This is a genomic window from cyanobacterium endosymbiont of Braarudosphaera bigelowii, assembly GCF_020885515.1.
Taxonomy (GTDB): domain Bacteria; phylum Cyanobacteriota; class Cyanobacteriia; order Cyanobacteriales; family Microcystaceae; genus Atelocyanobacterium; species Atelocyanobacterium thalassa_A.
Genome location: NZ_AP024987.1, coordinates 667920 through 685540, shown reverse-complemented (window position 1 = coordinate 685540; position 17621 = coordinate 667920). Strand labels below are relative to the sequence as shown.

Sequence of the window (17621 nt, the reverse complement as noted above, 5' to 3'; positions counted from 1 at the left end):
TTTTTTTATATAAAGTTTAATGAGTATTAATGCATAGATTCTAAAAAGGTGTATTATCATTAAATATAAAAACTTTTACTTATTTTTTATTAACTTAATATAGTGCGTAAAATTTTTAGGAAAAAGTTCGTAATGAAAGTCTTTTAAATCACTTGAATTTCATTTTAAATAAAATTAATGATGACTCCCTTAGTTATAATTGAATCGTTACAAAAAAGTTTTAATAGTGTAAAAGCAGTTCAAAACATTTCCTTTAATATTAATAAAGGAGAAATTTTTGGCTTATTAGGACCAAATGGATCGGGTAAAACAACAACTATTCGATGTTTATCTACTTTAACTAAACCTGATAGTGGAGAAATTAAAGTTGGTGGAATTTCAGCATTAAAATATCCAAACGTTATTAGAAATTTTTTAGGCTATGTTGCACAAGATGTTACGCTTGATAAAATTTTGACAGGTAGAGAATTACTTCAACTACAAGGATCTCTTTATCATTTATCTAGACGTGATGCTGAAGATAGAATTGAAAAACTATTAACTTTATTGAATCTGAATGAATATAGCGATCGCAAAACAGGAGATTATTCAGGAGGAATTCGCAAAAGATTTGATCTTGCTGCCGGGTTGTTACACAGACCGAGTTTACTAGTTCTTGACGAACCAACTGTTGGTTTAGATATTGAAAGTCGATTAATAGTTTGGGAATTCCTTAAAAAGCTTAAAATGGCAGGAACGACAATTCTCATAACAAGTCACTACTTAGAGGAAATTGATTCTCTAGCAGATAACTTAGCTATTATTGATTGTGGTAAAGTAATTGCCCAAGGAACTCCATCTCAACTTAAAAATCACTTAGGTGGTAATCGTATCACTTTAAAAATTCAAGAATTTTCAGAACTTAGAGATGTGTATCAAGCTCAGGAAATTTTACAAAAATTACCGTTTGTAGAAGAAATTATTATTAACAAATCCCAAGGAAATTCTTTAAATTTAATAGTTAAAGGAGAAACAAATTTATTTAGTAAAATAGAAAAAGCTCTTGAAAATGCTAATTTAGGTATCTTTAGCTTATCTCAATCCCGTCCTAGTCTTGATGATGTATATCTAGCAGCAACAGGACAGACCTTAATAGATGCCGAGTTAGCTGCTGTAGGTAATAGAGATTTAAAAAAAGAGAAAAAACAACAAATGAACTAAACCATAATATTAGGTTAGAATCATAAAATAATAAGTAATAAAGCGGAAATAAAAACTTGTGTCTTCTGAGAATAAAGATTTTTTATCGCCAAATTCTATAAACAATACTTGTCAACAAGAAAATTTTTTATCAGAATTTTTACAAGAGACCTTAGCTATGACTAAACGTTTATTCATTCAGTTATGGCGTCGACCTTCTAGTTTAATAGCAGGTATTGTCCAGCCTTTTATAGAGAAAAAACAACAAATGAACTAAACCATAATATTAGGTTAGAATCATAAAATAATAAGTAATAAAGCGGAAATAAAAACTTGTGTCTTCTGAGAATAAAGATTTTTTATCGCCAAATTCTATAAACAATACTTGTCAACAAGAAAATTTTTTATCAGAATTTTTACAAGAGACCTTAGCTATGACTAAACGTTTATTCATTCAGTTATGGCGTCGACCTTCTAGTTTAATAGCAGGTATTGTCCAGCCTTTTATGTGGTTAATATTATTTGGGGCATTATTTCATAATGCCCCAGAAGGAATCTTTGAAAACAATATTAATTATGCAAAATTTTTATCACCTGGAATCATAATATTTACAGCTTTTTCAGGATCGTTAAATGCAGGACTTCCTATAATGTTTGATAGAGAGTTTGGATTCCTTAATCGTCTATTAGTTGCCCCATTATCTTCTCGATACTCTATTGTTGCATCTTCCACTTTATATATTATTAGTCTTAGCCTAATCCAAACAGGAGTTATTATAATAGCAAGTTCAATACTAGGAGCCGGCATTCCCAACATTTTTGATTTAGTAGCGATTATTCTTGTTATTTTGTTAACTGTGTGTGGAGTAACAGGGTTAAGTCTCGGACTTGCCTTTGCATTGCCTGGCCATATTGAACTTATCGCCGTTATTTTTGTCACTAACTTACCTCTACTATTTGCAAGTACTGCTCTTGCACCCCTCTCTTTTATGGCAAAATGGCTGCAGATTATTGCCAGTTTAAATCCTCTAACTTATGCTATTGAATTTATAAGGTATATCTATCTTTACGGAAATCTATCTATGAATAGTATTATCTTTAGAAATCCTTTCATCGAGATTAATGGAGTAGAAACCTTACTTCTACTATTAGGATTTGATCTACTAGTTTTGTTTTCTATTCAACCATTATTACGTAGAAGATTTAATTAATTCAAAACTAACAACTATTTACTAGAGGGAATGACTTTAAATGTTTAAAAAGTTCGAACCAATCAAGTTCGTATTTCTACCAATTTTTTTGTTAGTTACTTTTCAAAGTATTCCAGAAGCTTATTCTCAATCAAAAAAATCAATCAATATACATTCTTATCAAAATAATAGAAGTAATGAAACCGAGGAATCAGAAAATCTTATAAATCCTTTAAATTTAATGCACAGGACAAATTTTCAAAGAAGCCGCAATAATGGTGAATTTATAGAAGATACTATAGATGATCTTAGTAAAGCTACTAAATCATTCCGGGAAAATCAAATCAAAGCCATTAAACTACAAGAGCTAAAAGACCAAATATAGAGAATGAAAAAGTAATAAGAAAGTTTAAAATAAGCTATATTATTTACTCTAACTTTCTTACAATCAATTACTATGCAACTATAAATTTCTTATTATTGCCGTATACTTATTACATACATTTTGAGTTATCTAATTAACGTTAAGTTAATGATTAATTGAAAGACAACTGATAAACTAGAAAATACTATATCTCAATTAAGGGATAAAAATGTTATTTTAATCGTGAACCTTAGTAAAATTTATCAATACCAAGAGGAAATAAAATATTATGGGACTATTTGATCGTCTAAGTCGGGTTGTGAGAGCTAATCTTAACGATCTTGTCAGTAAAGCAGAAGATCCAGAAAAAGTTTTAGAACAGACACTTGTTGACATGAGTGAAGATTTAGTTCAATTAAAACAAGCATTTGCTCAAAGTCTTAGTTCCCAAAAACGGATCGAATCACAATATAAAAAATCACTTATGGAGGCTAATAACTGGGAACAGAGAGCAAAATTAGCTATATCAAGAAAAGAAGAAGATCTTGCAAGAGAAGCATTAGTCCGTAAAAAATCTTACTCTGAAACTGCTTTAACTCTCAATGAACAGCTTAATCAACAAAATACTCAACTTGAAACAATGCGTCACAATTTAGCGACTCTAGAGAGTAAAATTGGAGAAGCTAAAACTAAAAAAAATATTCTGATTGCTCGTTCAAAAGCAGCAAAAGCTACTCAATCTTTACAAAAAACGATGAGCGGATTAGATACAAGTACTTCTATGTCTGCCTTTGAACGTATGGAGAATAAAGTCTTGGATATGGAGGCTCAATCCCAATCTATTGGAGAACTAGCAGCAGCTGGAGTAGAAGGACAATTCGCTCAACTAGAAGCTGGTAGCGAAGTAGATGAAGAATTGGCAATGTTAAAATCTCAAATATCTGGTTCTAGTCCTTCAAAAGGTATTTTACCTGAATCAATCGAAGATAATGATTCTTCTTCAAAAGATCAAATCACTGATGATGAGGAATTAGAAAAACTTAAACGAGAATTAAATAATATGTAGCTATTAGTGATTTGATCTTTTGAAAAAGAATTAATTAACTGGAGATTAAAAGCGACAAAATTTAAAAGAATATATAAAAATACTAGCCTCAAGATTTTTCACATAAAATAATTCTTGAAGTAACTTATTTTTAATAATTATGAAAACTAAGCCATAACATTTTAATAAATATTATGGCTTAGTTTTCATAATTATTCCCATTCAATAGTTCCTGGAGGCTTAGAAGTTATATCGTAAACTACACGGTTCACTTCTCTTACCTCATTAACAATACGATTAGAAATAACTTCTAAAAGTTCATAAGGAACTCTTGCCCAGTCTGCAGTCATGCCATCCTCACTAGTAATAAGACGTAATACTATTGGATGAGAATAAGTACGTTTATCTCCCATTACTCCAACGCTCCGAATAGGTAGCAATACAGCAAATGCTTGCCAAAAATCGTGATATGCGCCTTGCTTACTTATCTCATCTCTTACGATATAATCTGCATCTCTTAATATATTTAAACGTTCTCGAGTAACTTCCCCGATTATACGAATAGCTAGTCCTGGTCCAGGAAAAGGATGACGTCGCACAATCTCTTCTGGCAAGCCAATAGACTGACCGACTTTTCGGACTTCATCTTTAAATAATTTGCGTAAGGGCTCCACTAGTTTAAATCTTAAATTCTTAGGTAATCCTCCAACATTGTGATGACTTTTAATTTTAACAGCAACTCTTTCACCTGCATTAGGAGTAGCATTGATATCTGCAGATTCTATCACATCAGGGTAAAGTGTCCCTTGTGCTAAGTAATCGAAAGGACCAAGACGCTGAGATTCTTCTTCAAATACTTGTATAAATTCATGACCAATAAGATGACGTTTTTTCTCAGGATCAACAATTCCTTCTAGTTTCTTTATAAAACGTTCTCTCGCATTTACGTATTCAACAGGGATATGGAATTGTTTGCTAAATATATCTACCAGACGTTCTGGTTCTTCCTTTCTCATAAAACCTTGGTCAATAAACATACAAGTTAAATTGCTACCAATCGCTTGATGTAGTAAAAAGGCTAATGTTGAAGAATCTACTCCTCCAGACAAGGCTAGCAATACTTTCTTATCTTTAACTTTTTTACGAATGTCATTAATTGTTTCATCAACAAAGGCTTTTGTAGTCCATGTAGGCTCACATCCACAAATGTGATAAACAAAATTACGTATAATTACAACTCCTCCTACAGAATGAACAACTTCTGGGTGGAACTGGACCCCAAAAAGTTTTTTATCATGATTAGCAATAGCAGCACATGGTGTGTTATCTGTATGGGCTAGGATAGAAAATCCCTCAGGTAGTTTGGTGGATGAATCTCCATGACTCATCCACATAGTAGAACTATCCTCCAAGTTAGTAAATAGATCTGTCGGATCATCTATTTTTAACAATGCCTTGCCATATTCTCCATACTCTGCTTTTTCAACCTGTCCTCCAAGCTGTTGTACCATCAGCTGCATCCCATAACAAATACCTAGGATAGGAATGCCGAGGTCCCATATTTTTTTATCACATTGTGGAGAAAAATCGCTATAAACTGAACTAGGCCCTCCTGAAAGGATAATTCCTTTCGGATTAAGTTCGTATATTTTTTTTATATCAGTTTGATAGGATATAACCTCAGAGTAAACGTGTGTCTCTCGAATCCGACGTGCGATTAATTCTGAATATTGAGAACCAAAATCAAGAATTACTATCATTTGATGATTACGATTAAAGCAGTCACTCGAAACATTTGCTGGAGAAGTTTCTGAGTCGTTGGTAATAAAAGGAATTTGAGTAGTCACGTTTGGAGGATCCGGACAAATAGTTAATAGGTAATAAGTTCTATTTTTAATATATGTATATATAAATAGAAATTCGAAAATTTTAAAAGTAAATACTCACATTAATATAGCATTTTTTTGAATTATCTACTGAAATTAAATGAAAAATAACTTTTATTAAAAAGTTATTTTTCATTTAATTATGTTTGAGAAAAATTGTGATAATTCTTTTTAAATTATTAACGCTCAAAATCAACATGATTTTTAATACTGCCATATAATTTTCAAATATGTTGAAAAGTTTCTCAGACAAGATAAATCACCTAATTTTTATACATAGCAAATTTTTTGAAAGCTCTATAGAACTAATACTATTAGACAGTACTTGTCTTATAAAAAAGTTATAACTTGACTAGGTCTCAAATAGAATCTTTTTATAGACATAACTCAATACTTTTATCTAACAACTTATATCCTTCCTCTATATTTTGAATTTTTATAATTTCTTTCCTTAATTCTGGTGCACCAGGGAATCCTTGGCAATACCAGAGAAGATGTTTTCTCCCTTGATAAATGCCTTGATTACCTTTGTGTTCCCAAAGCTCTTGTAGGTGTTCTTTGGCACATCCCAATCTTTGTTGAGGAGTTATTGTAGCAAAGGAACGACCTGTTTTAAAAAAATGATCGATTTCTCCTACGAGGAATGGATAACCTAAGGTTCCTCTAGAACACATAACTCCATCTGCATTTGTCATTTCTAAGCATTTCACTGCATCTTCAACAGAAAAAATATTTCCGTTCGCTATGATTGGAATAAGTAAGTTTTCTTTAATCTTTCTGATCCATTGCCAATAAGGAGTTCCAGTATATCCCTGATTTCTAGTTCTTGCATGAATGGTTAACATGCAAGCTCCAGCATCTTCCATCATTTTTGCGAAATCTAATATGTTAATTGTATTATCGTTCCAGCCAATTCTTGTCTTTACAGTAACAGGTATTTTTACTGCTTTCGCAATTTCAGAAATAATTTTTTTGGCTGTTTTTGGCTGCTTTAATAATGAAGATCCTCCTCCTTTCTTCGTAATCTTATTAACTGGACATCCCATATTTATATCAATTACTTGTGCACCCTGAATTTCTATTCTTTTAGCAGCTTCCACCATAAAGTGGTAACGAGAATCAAATATTTGTATTCCGATTGGCTTTTGTTCAATCTCGATATTAATAAGTTGTTGCGTTCTTCCTAAATGACATAGTTCTGTTGCATTGATCATTTCGGTATAAATCATAGATTTAGGAGAATAACGTCGAACTAACTTACGAAATACTAAATCTGTTACTCCAGCTAAAGGTGATTGTAAAACTCTGCTGTTAAGACTCAACGATCCTATCTTTAATGGAGAAGATATTTTTTTTTAAGCTCGGAAGATATATAAATCATAGTTTTTTCTATTTTCTTGTAAAAACAAGACTATATATGAACTATCATAAATTATACATATTAGAATCTTATAAATTTTATTAATAATTAGTTTCTATAACTATCATCATAATAGAAATATTGATACGTATTAGTCACTTAAAGACATTTCATAAATTTGACGACGAGAAAAATTTACTGTTGTAGCTAAATACTTGCTTGCCTGAGATCTCGTCATTCCTTTATCCAATAATTTTAGGAACTCACATTTTACCTGTTCGATATTTAAATCTAATAAGTTATTTTGAGAACAGCCAGATAAAACTAATGTAAATTCTCCCTTAATATTCTTAACTTCTTTGTAATGTAATACAGCTTCTTTTAAATTGCCTCTCCAAAATTCTTCATAATACTTAGTCAACTCCCTTCCTATAGTGATTCTATGATCGTCACCAAATATTTCTATAAAATTAATTAAAGTTTTTAACAAGCGATGGGGAGATTCATAAATAATGATTGTACGACTTTCTTTTTTTAACAAGTTAAGTCGTTCTTGTCTTGCTTGAGCTTTGATAGGTAAGAAACCCTCAAAAACAAAACGATCACTAGGTAATCCTGAAGTTATAAGAGCCGTAATAACTGCTGTAGGGCCGGGAACTGGAACTACAGGAATATTCTTAATAATACATGAGCATATTAAATCATAACCGGGATCAGAGATACCTGGCATCCCAGCATCGCTTACTAAAGCAATTATATTTCCTTGTTCTAATTTACTTACTAATTCATCTTGACGAATTACATAATTATGTTGATGATAACTAATTTTAGGAGTAGTTATTTTGAAATAATTTAGAAGTTTAGCGGTATGACGAGTATCTTCCGCTGCAATTAAATCAGCTGATTTTAGAACCCTAATTGCTCGTAATGTTATATCTTCTAAATTACCTATAGGTGTCCCTACCACATATAAAGTTCCTGAGTTTAATTTTTTTTTGTCTATCATAGTGATTATCTATAAAAATTATTTATTGAACCTATAATTTTGAGTCAAGAAATAATAATTAAAGTTATACCTTTCATATACCTAATTTAGAAATACTTATTTAAAAATAACTTAGTAGTATAGTAAATAATACTTTGTATACCCTAGGTTATTAATGTTCCATATATGACAAATTTACATTAAGTACTGTATATATGATAATGAAAATACCAAAATATACTACTTCTTATCCTAAAAAAGGGAAAGTATTTTAAATTTGATATATAAATTCTTTATAAGATTATTTTTACTACTATTTGATAGTAGAGGAATGGTTGTTTGTAGAGATTTGAAAAGAATATGAATTAGCTACTAAACTACTAACTTTAACTTCAATATCATTGGTAGATTGAAATTTTAATTGAGGTTTTATTTCTTGAAAATCCAATAAGGTTCTAATCCTTTGATAAGCTTGGTAAGCTACAGTGGGGAAAAAAGAAAATTTGCCTGGTAAGATACACATATAGTTGCTATTTGGCCTGGATTCAATCCAATAACTATAACGTCGTTTCTGCTCTTCTTCACTAACAAATTCAGTTTTCGTACATTCATAGCTATATAATTCTCTATTATACAAATTCGTATTACCAAAATAACGTTCCGCTGCCTCTAAAATCGGATCAGTATCGATCTCATAATTTGTTTCATTATTAATGTAACCAGAATTGGCTAATATCGAGTATGCTTGACTACTAGTATTTGGTTGTCGGAAAAAATGATTGAAATGAAAATGATTCTTAGTAGACATTCTAAAAAAATTTACATCAGTAAGAGGAGGAACAGCAACTACCATAGCACTTTTATTACGTTTTAATCTTGCTCTAATCTGCAAATCCCGTAAGAAAGGTTCAAATCCATTACCAACAGCAAAAATAAATAATCGCGCCTTAAATTTTTTTAATAATCCTTTTCTAGTCTCACATAATAAGCTTTTTAATCGAATAGGGCCATAATTATCAATTGACAATTTTTCAATTTTAATTCCTGCTTCAAAATCTACACCATGCCTAAGAGAACTAGATACTAGATCCCTCAAAATTTTATTGGTATTCATAGAACAATCTAAAGTTTTAATATAGTCATAAGTATTAGTGTTTATTCCATAGGACAAGTTAAATTTATTACAAAGATTGCGAATAGTAGCTGTTGATTGTTTTAAAGAAGATTCTATTCCTTCATTGCTTTCAACTTGAGCATAGGTTGGAGCAGTACATTTGTTATCAACCAACCAATTATGCTGTTCTCCATAAGCAGCTTCTAGTCTCCCTATGACTCTCTCTTTTTGGTTATTAATATGTGTTAGATCACTTTTAAGACGAGAGAGGTGAATTTCCGGAGAGTTAAGTTGAGGATGAATTAAATAAACTGGAGAATTGTTAAACCAACCGCCTGATCTAGGCATAATTGAAGGTGTAAAGAAACCAGTCTTTCTTTCTGACAAGTTGATATTACACTGAGAAACAAAATATGGGGTGTAAAAATTAATTAAATCTTCAACTCCATTTACACAGTTAATAAATGTTTGTGCATCATCTTGTCCAGAATATAGTGCTCCGGTATGATACCATCCTTCCAATTTTCCTGACGATGCAGTTCCTAGGTGAGAAGCTTTTTCTAAAAGCTTGATAGATAAATTACTGTGACGAGCTAAAAATTCTGCAGTTGCTATTCCAGCTATACCACCGCCGACAATAACAACATCAGCATATTCAATTTTTGTGGTGTTAGATGAGTTCATAGTTTTAAATCTAAAATATATTTCACTTTTCAGTTATTAATTTTTAGAAAATTCAATATTTAATCATTGATGATATTCGATAGTTTTAAACTATATTTATTGATTACATTTTTAATCTTACGTACGCTTGTTAAACATTCAAATCGGTAATATGTAGATTAATAAACATAAGATATTTACTGCAGACATTATCTTTTTAAATAAATTAAGCATACAGCTGATAAATTATGTTTGATTACTTAAAATAATACTTAATTATGATAATTGCTTTTTACAAATATGTTTTATGCGATGTATGCTGATTAAAGTTTACAGAGTTAGCGACCACCTACGGTAATCTTATCAACTTTAATGTGTGGCTGACCAACAGTGACATATATACTACCACTTGTAGAACCACAAAATCCTGGAGCATACTCTAAATCTTGTGAACACATTGAAATTTCGTTCATTATATTTTGAGCTATTCCAATTAAAGTTGCTCCTTTCAAAGGTTTTGTTAATTTTCCTTTTTCAATTAGATATCCTTCAGAAACGCAAAAATTGAACTCGCCTGTAACTCCAACACTACCACCACCCATTTGTTTACAGTAAATTCCTTTATCTATAGAAGCAAAAATATCATTTGTAGAATAATTACCAGGAGCGATATATGTATTACGCATTCGAGATGCTGGAGCATAGGCATAGCTTTGGCGTCTTCCACTACCTGTACGAGGAAAACCAGTGCGAAGATAACCAGCACGATCAGATAAAAAGTTTTTTAGAATACCATTTTCTATTAAAAGAGTTCTTTGAGAAGGCATTCCTTCATCATCCATATCAATACTTCCAAAAGCTTTATCCGATACTCCTTCGTCCCAAGCCGTTAAATTTTCATGAGCAATTTTGTGTCCCTTTTTATCTATAAAAGGAGTTGTATGAGCTTCTATTTGGGTAGTTTCCAAAAGATGTCCACAAGCCTCATGGAAAATTACTCCACCAAACTTATTAGCCATAACTATAGGATAATTACCTGATTCAACAAAATCAGCGTGTAACATTCTTCCAGCAGATTCTGCAATTTCCTCTGATGCATTTTCATAATTCCACTCCCTTAAAAAATTAATATTACTAGTATCACCAAAACGTTTATTTATTGAGCTACGATGCTCTCTGTCTGCACAAAATAAAGAGTAGCCAACAGATTGAGTAAGACGAATATCTCTAGCAAAGGTACCATCACTAGAAGCAACTAAAACTTCTTGCCAATTTCTAAAATAAGTAGAACGACGAGATTGAATATGATTGACCTTGTCAGTAATAGCCTGGTTTGCTGAAAGTAAAATTTGTTGTATTTCCTCAACTGGAATACATTTTAGTAGCCATGATTCTTTTTGCTTACTTATAGTGTAATCTCTTAATAACTCTAAATTTACTTCTGAAACATAAGCATTAGAAGAGGGTAAACTTAAGCCTAAAATAGATAACCCTTTTTCCAAGGCTACTCTGAGGCCTTTAAATGAGATATTATTAGTACTTACATAGCAATCAGCTTTCCCTTTAAAAATACGTATCCCAGCGCCAGAAGACAAAGAGGGAGAAATAGCTGTAATAATTTCCTCTTCTGCTAAGCAACTTAGATAGTTAGTCCTTTCTAAAAAAAATTCTAAAAAATCTGCTCCTGCAGCTCTTCCTAACCCTAGTAAGATACTCAACGGTTTTTGCCAAGTTTCATCAAAGTGCTCACGGTTGGGTTGATAAATTAGTTGAGGAATTTCCTTTGATGTTAATAGAGTCAATGACATAAGATAATTTATATGAACTTTAATAGCAAGCGAATTATCACTATACTCATATACAATAGTCTACTATTGATTTTTGAGATGTTGAAATAGTAAGAAGAAAAGATTTGAAAAGGATACATTGCTTTGTGCTAATGCCTCTTATTTGAAATATTTTTTAAAACAAAATAAGTGAAATATTAATATTTCAAAAACTATAAAAGAAAATTTACTTCTTTAAAATACTAAGCAATTTATACTATTGAGAAATTAAATTGTTTCTGTTCTACTGAACATCATTAATATTATTAACTACAATATTAAGTTATTAACAATATACTATATAAGGAATGATCTTTACTGCAGAATTCTAATAATTTATTAGATTAAAAAATAGCTTTAGATTAAAAATGACAGAACTTAGTCTTTGCATGATTGTTAAAAATGAGGAAGAAAGGTTATCTAAATGTCTAGATAGTATTAAAGGACTAGTCGATGAAATTATAGTTTTAGATACTGGTTCAACCGATAAGACTATAGAAGTTGCTCAAAAGTTCGGGGCAACTGTTCCTGTCTTTGAGTGGAATAACGATTTTTCAGCAGCACGAAACGAAGCATTAAAATACGTTAACAAAGATTGGGTATTAGTTCTTGATGCTGATGAAATTTTGAACAAAGAAGCTATTCCGCAAATCAAAGAATCCATTGCTCAAAAAGATAACTTAGTGATTAATTTAGTACGCTTTGAAGTGGGAGCGTCCCAATCACCTTATTCTTTAGTTTCTCGCCTGTTTCGTAAGCATTCAAGTATTTCCTTTTTTCGCCCATATCATTCCTCTATAGATGAGAGCGTAGCTAAGTTACTAAGAATAGAGAATCGTTGGAAAGTTGTAGATCTTCCTATAGTCTCTATCCATCATTATGGCTATACTCCAAGTCAAATTCTATCTTTAAGCAAACATGCTCGTGCTAAAGAAGCAATGGAAAGTTTTTTAAAAAAATATCCATATGACTCATATACTTGCAGTAAGTTAGGAGCCTTATATTCTCAAGCGGGTAGAGAAAAGCAGGCTATTAAGTTATTTAAACAAGGTTTGAAATTTAGCCCAAATAACGCTCACATATTATTTGAACTACATTATCACTTAGGTAATATATATGCTAAGACGAACAATAACGAACAAGCTATAAAACATTATAAAAAGGCAGTAGCTCAAGATGTTATGGATTATTTAAAGCTGGGTGCGTATAATAATTATGGAGTTGTATTACAGAATATAAAAAGTTTTAAAGATGCAGCTAGAGTTTATGAAACAACTTTAAAAATTGATCCTAGCTTTTTAACCGGCTACTATAATCTTGCTATAGTTTTAAGCACTATGGGCAATTTAACAAATTCTGTAATTATCTATGAAAAGCTAATTTCTCTAAATCCTAATTGTGCTGAAACCTATCAGAATCTAGGAGTAGTTTTATTTAAGTTAAGGAAAATTTCTAAAAGTTCTGAAGCATTTCATAAAGCTATAGACTTGTATGAATTACAAAATAAACAGACAGAAGCAAGTATGTTACGTGATAAGCTACAAGAAATAGGTATTTGATAAAAATGATAAATTGTATTGTATTTCTAAGAAATTATTAATGAACATTCCTAATTGGATTACTGTCAGCCGTTTAATAGGAGTTTTTTTTCTCTTTTATTTTTTAATTACACCTGTTTTCTTTAGTCGTTGGATAAGTCTAGTAACTTTTCTTACTATAGCTTCTACAGATTGGGTAGATGGATATTTAGCTAGAAAAATGAACCAAGTTACCGAGTTAGGTAAGTTTCTTGATCCTTTAGTGGACAAAGTTTTTATAATTTCAACTTTGTCAGGCTTAGTAATAGTAGAACGAATTTCTATATGGGGAGTAATCTTAATAATATTTAGAGAGATAGCAATAACTTTTTATCGAATTAATAGTATTAAAAACAAAAGAGGTCCTAAAGAAGCTAACATTTGGGGTAAATTTAAAACCTTTAGTCAAGTAATAGCTATTGCTTTTCTTATTGCACCTCTTCCCCAAGACTGGGATAATTTTAGTAATATATTATTTTGGATATCTGTAATCTTGACATTAGTGTCAGGATTAATTTATGTTATTCCTGATATTGGGCTGAAAAAGAATAAAACTAAAGATATGTAATTTTATATTTTATAAAAACGAAATTGTAGGGCAACATACTATAAATCACTTTATGATGCTTATCTTTTAGATTTATATAGAAACATTTATAATTTTATTGAAAAACGATAATATAAGCGTATAGTTTATGTTAAATGAAACTAATTCTGATAACAAGAATTTAGAGAAAGTATTGAATATGTTTTGTTCCTACAACACCATTATCAAAACTAATAAGAAAAGACAATATTACCATATTGTCTTTTCTTGATTTAATCTCTTAAATACTTATTAAGACAATCAATAAAGTTATCGATTGCTCAGTATGTAATTAAAGATTAGTCAAATGTGTTCTATAGTTATTTTTTGACTTTAAGCGGTACAGGATCATATCTTGAGACACTAAAAGGGTTGCAACGAAAAATTCTCTTGATCCCTAATAAAGTACCATATAGAGGTCCAAATCTTTCTATGGCTTCTAACATATATTCTGAACATGTTGGTTGAAATCGACAACTAGGAGGCAGAAGTGGAGAGATGTATGTTTTATAATTTCTAATTAAAATCAGTAATATTTTTGTGCTAATAGATTTAAGATCCATAGAGATAAAGTTAAGCATCAGAACTCCATATAAATTACAATTGAATAAGACTATTGGCATCAAATGGTTTTAACTAATAATGTCATCATGACCTTCCCATGAGGTAAGACACAATATGCCAACTATAAAAATTTTAGGAGTTTCTCATACTTATGAGTTAACTTCATATCCCTCTAATTCTTCTGCACCTGTTCTAATTTTTGTTCATGGTTGGTTATTAAGTCGCCAATATTGGTCCCCTCTCATTAAAAGACTTTCTAAAAAATATTCTTGTCTTATCTATGATATTAGAGGATTTGGAGATTCCCAGCCTATTAAAGGTTTTTCATCTCAAAATTTACAAATATCTTCTCCGTATGCTCTGGAAACTTATGCAAAAGATTTAATTATTCTATTAGAAAAATTAAAAATTCATAGAAGTTGGTTAATAGGTCACTCTATTGGGGGAAGTATTGCATTGTGGGGAGCTGAACTTTGTCCAGAAAAAATTCAAGGAGTGGTTTGCTTAAATGTTGGTGGTGGGATATATCTTAAAGAAGAGTTTGAACGATTTCGTCTAGTTAGAAAACAATTAGTTAAATATAAACCACCTTGGTTATCAAATGTTCCTTTAATTAACATCCTTTTCTCAAAAATGATGGTAACGGATCCTATAGCAAGTAGGTGGGGAAAACAGAAAGTAACAGACTTAATGAGAGCTGATTCAATAGCTGCATTAGGCTCTTTATTAAATTCAACAACTGAAACAGAAGTCCATATATTGCCACAAATTGTTGCACGTCTAGCACAACCGGTATATTTTTTTGCTGGAAGACAAGATACTTTAATCGAACCTCAATATGTAAGATACTTAGCTAGTTTTCATAAACTTTTTAGCTTCCAAGGTAAAAATGTTATTGATCTTCCAAACTGCGGGCATATGTCTATGGTAGATCAGCCAGAACTTTTAGGAGAGAAAATGTTAGGAATTTTTGTAACGCATAAGTTTTAATGATGGAATCAATTTATTTAATTGATTATGCACTCTTTATATTTAATTAAGTTATCTATGTTTTTTTAAATAAACTTATTTTTTTATCAAAGACTAAATATTTTAAGAACTTCTTCATATCTAAAACTAAAATTTATAGATCTCCAAAACCCTTTTTCTTTTTCACTTTTTTCGTTTTTTTCTTTTGGTTTCCTTTTTGGCCAAACAAATCTCCCATACTTGGTATTCCATTCCCCATTCCCGGTATTCCACCTTTTCCTAATTGTTGCATCATTGTACGCATTCTAGTAAAGTTTTTGATTAGTTTACTAATTTCAGTTTCAGAGTGTCCTGAACCTTTAGCAATACGATTTCTACGACTTGGAGATTTTGCTAATAAATCTGGATTTTTTCGTTCCTCCAATGTCATAGAACCGATCATAGCTTCAGTACGTTTTAGTTCACTTTCTCCTTTTTCAATGTCTTTGGTGTTAATTTTATTTAATCCTGGAACCATTTTTAAAATACTACTAAATGATCCCACGCTTTTCATTAGACGCGTTTGTTTAAGAAAATCGTTAAAGTCGAATTTTGCATCTAGAATTTTCGATTGCAGTTGTTCCATATCAGAAAGATCAATTTCTTCCTGAGCTTTTTCCACTAATGTGAGGATATCTCCCATATTTAATATCCTAGAAGCCATTCGATCAGGATAAAAAAGTTGCAAAGCATCTATTTTTTCACCAACACCAACAAACTTTATAGGTTGTCCTGAAACCTGCCTAACTGATAAGGCTGCTCCACCTCTGGTGTCTCCATCCATCTTAGTTAATATTGTGCCCGTTACTTTAATTTGCTCATGAAAAACTTGAGCAAGATTAGCCGCTTCTTGACCCGTCATAGCATCTACGACTAGTAAAGTATCATCAGGATTAATACTTTCTTTTATTTGAGCCAATTCAAGCATCATTTCTTGATCAACCTGTAGTCGTCCTGCTGTGTCGATAATAACTACATCAAGGTCCATTTCTTTTGCTCGATTAACACCTTGGATAGCGATATCAACAGGGTTTTCTTGATTACCTAATTCAAAAACTGGAATCTCAATTTGATCTCCTAGTGTTTTTAATTGATCAATGGCTGCAGGACGGTATATATCTGCAGCAACCATTAAACAACTTTGTTTTTGTTTTTTAAGATAGTGAGCAAGTTTTGCTGTCGCAGTTGTTTTACCAGTTCCTTGTAAACCTACCATTAAAATAACTGTAGGATTATTTTCTGCTCTAGCTAGAGGAGAAGCACTTTCTCCCATAACTTTTACTAATTCTTCATAAACAACTTTTATAAACTGTTGACCAGGATTAACTCCTCCAATGACTTTTATACCGATTGCAGATTTTTCAACATCTATAATAAAATTTTTGACTACCTGTAAATTAACGTCTGCTTCTAAAAGAGCACGTCGAACTTCTTTTAAAGTTTCTTGTATATTTGTATGAGTTATTGCATCTTGACCACGTAGTTTTTTCCAAGCTTCTTCTAAGCGATCACTAAGAACATCAAACATAATTTTTTATTATCGTATTATTAATATTAATGATTATTTTTCTAAATTGTACTTTATCTTTTATAAGAAAGACGGAGAAATTTTTATGTCTAACTTACAAAATTTACCTTTATTAGAAGATTTAAAAGCAGTTAGCTTAGATAATTTAACTAAATTACCAGAAAAAATAGGTATTTGTTTAATGGCTAATAAATCTGGATATGTATATTATGTAAGCAAATCTACGAATCTTAAGCAATATTTATTAAATTATGATTTATCAAATTTGTATCAAAATAATATCTACAAAATCCACTACTTGCTTTGTAATCAGACAGAATTAGAAGACATAGAAGCAGAGTATCTTATTTTCTATACACCTTTTCGGAATCAAGATAAAAATCAAATAGATACTGAAAAGATACCTAACTCTATATCCTTATCATTTCATCAAAAAATTGATAGATATTTAGAAATATGCAATTTAATAGATAAATTAGAAAAAGAAAAAGAAATTTTAAAAAAAGATATTACGAACCATGCTGATGATTACAAACAAAAAAACGGAACAAATTTAACTTATAAAAGTATTACTATTTTAACTAATCAACGTAAGATTTGGGAATATTCCAGTGTAGTAAAAGAATTGGAAACTAAAATTAAAAATTTGAAGAAAGTAGAACAAAAAAATGGGTTAGCTAAAGTTGTGAAGCTTTCTCTCTACTCTACAATTCGAGGGAAGTAATTATTCAGAAATTTTTTTAATT

16 protein-coding genes are annotated in these 17621 nt (G+C 30.8%); 9 read left to right on the top strand and 7 right to left on the bottom strand.

Features of this window, described 5'->3' with window-relative positions:
- The first annotated feature begins 180 nt into the window (after nt 1-180).
- The 5 genes from LPC16_RS02915 (at nt 181) to LPC16_RS02895 (ending at nt 3799) form a co-directional block, all read left to right on the top strand.
- The gene (locus LPC16_RS02915) at nt 181-1200 is read left to right on the top strand and encodes an ABC transporter ATP-binding protein (protein WP_229637655.1); all 1020 of its coding nucleotides are present in this window, start codon (nt 181-183) and stop codon (nt 1198-1200) included.
- 58 nt (nt 1201-1258) lie between these two features.
- Nucleotides 1259-1456 carry a hypothetical protein gene (locus tag LPC16_RS02910; protein WP_407084191.1) on the top strand — a complete coding sequence of 66 codons (198 nt, stop codon included), beginning with the start codon at nt 1259-1261 and terminating at the stop codon, nt 1454-1456.
- 157 nt (nt 1457-1613) lie between these two features.
- Nucleotides 1614-2390 (top strand): ABC transporter permease, encoded by a 777-nt coding sequence (locus LPC16_RS02905; protein ID WP_315855034.1) that lies wholly within the window; start codon nt 1614-1616, stop codon nt 2388-2390.
- 40 nt (nt 2391-2430) lie between these two features.
- Entirely contained in the window at nt 2431-2754 is a 324-nt protein-coding gene (locus LPC16_RS02900) for a hypothetical protein (protein WP_229637654.1), read from the top strand.
- A 268-nt stretch (nt 2755-3022) separates the two neighbouring features.
- Nucleotides 3023-3799: a PspA/IM30 family protein gene (locus LPC16_RS02895; protein WP_040054980.1), complete on the top strand. Its 777-nt coding sequence runs from the start codon at nt 3023-3025 to the stop codon at nt 3797-3799.
- A gap of 191 nt (nt 3800-3990) precedes the next feature.
- Here LPC16_RS02895 and guaA read toward each other — a convergent pair whose 3' ends face one another.
- The 5 genes from guaA to LPC16_RS02870 all read right to left on the bottom strand — a co-directional run bounded on the left by guaA (nt 3991) and on the right by LPC16_RS02870 (nt 11594).
- Nucleotides 3991-5625 carry a glutamine-hydrolyzing GMP synthase gene (guaA, locus tag LPC16_RS02890; protein ID WP_315855033.1) on the bottom strand — a complete coding sequence of 545 codons (1635 nt, stop codon included), beginning with the start codon at nt 5623-5625 and terminating at the stop codon, nt 3991-3993.
- 413 nt (nt 5626-6038) lie between these two features.
- Nucleotides 6039-6986, bottom strand: coding sequence for a tRNA dihydrouridine synthase DusB (gene dusB / locus LPC16_RS02885; protein ID WP_315855032.1), 948 nt, complete (start codon nt 6984-6986; stop codon nt 6039-6041).
- A 189-nt stretch (nt 6987-7175) separates the two neighbouring features.
- Nucleotides 7176-8030, bottom strand: coding sequence for a 16S rRNA (cytidine(1402)-2'-O)-methyltransferase (rsmI, locus tag LPC16_RS02880; protein ID WP_229637653.1), 855 nt, complete (start codon nt 8028-8030; stop codon nt 7176-7178).
- Nucleotides 8031-8322: 292 nt separating this feature from the next.
- Complete coding sequence (locus LPC16_RS02875; protein ID WP_229637652.1) at nt 8323-9807, bottom strand: FAD-dependent oxidoreductase; 1485 nt, start codon at nt 9805-9807, stop codon at nt 8323-8325.
- A 317-nt stretch (nt 9808-10124) separates the two neighbouring features.
- Complete coding sequence (locus LPC16_RS02870; protein WP_040054985.1) at nt 10125-11594, bottom strand: TldD/PmbA family protein; 1470 nt, start codon at nt 11592-11594, stop codon at nt 10125-10127.
- 386 nt (nt 11595-11980) lie between these two features.
- On the opposite strand from LPC16_RS02870, the gene LPC16_RS02865 reads away from it, so the two are divergent.
- Together LPC16_RS02865 and pgsA are read left to right on the top strand one after the other, a co-directional pair.
- Nucleotides 11981-13171 carry a tetratricopeptide repeat protein gene (locus LPC16_RS02865; protein WP_229637651.1) on the top strand — a complete coding sequence of 397 codons (1191 nt, stop codon included), beginning with the start codon at nt 11981-11983 and terminating at the stop codon, nt 13169-13171.
- 40 nt (nt 13172-13211) lie between these two features.
- Complete coding sequence (pgsA, locus tag LPC16_RS02860; protein ID WP_229637650.1) at nt 13212-13757, top strand: CDP-diacylglycerol--glycerol-3-phosphate 3-phosphatidyltransferase; 546 nt, start codon at nt 13212-13214, stop codon at nt 13755-13757.
- Between the two features lie 338 nt (nt 13758-14095).
- Here the strand turns inward: pgsA and yidD are convergent, their stop codons facing one another.
- Nucleotides 14096-14338 (bottom strand): membrane protein insertion efficiency factor YidD, encoded by a 243-nt coding sequence (gene yidD / locus LPC16_RS02855; protein WP_229637708.1) that lies wholly within the window; start codon nt 14336-14338, stop codon nt 14096-14098.
- Between the two features lie 115 nt (nt 14339-14453).
- Here yidD and LPC16_RS02850 point away from each other — a divergent pair, with 115 nt between their 5' ends.
- Complete coding sequence (locus tag LPC16_RS02850; protein ID WP_229637649.1) at nt 14454-15329, top strand: alpha/beta fold hydrolase; 876 nt, start codon at nt 14454-14456, stop codon at nt 15327-15329.
- A gap of 133 nt (nt 15330-15462) precedes the next feature.
- Here the strand turns inward: LPC16_RS02850 and ffh are convergent, their stop codons facing one another.
- Entirely contained in the window at nt 15463-16875 is a 1413-nt protein-coding gene (ffh, locus tag LPC16_RS02845; RefSeq protein WP_229637648.1) for a signal recognition particle protein, read from the bottom strand.
- Nucleotides 16876-16960: 85 nt separating this feature from the next.
- Between ffh and LPC16_RS02840 the strand changes: the two genes are divergently transcribed.
- Nucleotides 16961-17599 carry an excinuclease ABC subunit C gene (locus LPC16_RS02840; protein WP_229637647.1) on the top strand — a complete coding sequence of 213 codons (639 nt, stop codon included), beginning with the start codon at nt 16961-16963 and terminating at the stop codon, nt 17597-17599.
- Nucleotides 17600-17621 lie beyond the last annotated feature (22 nt).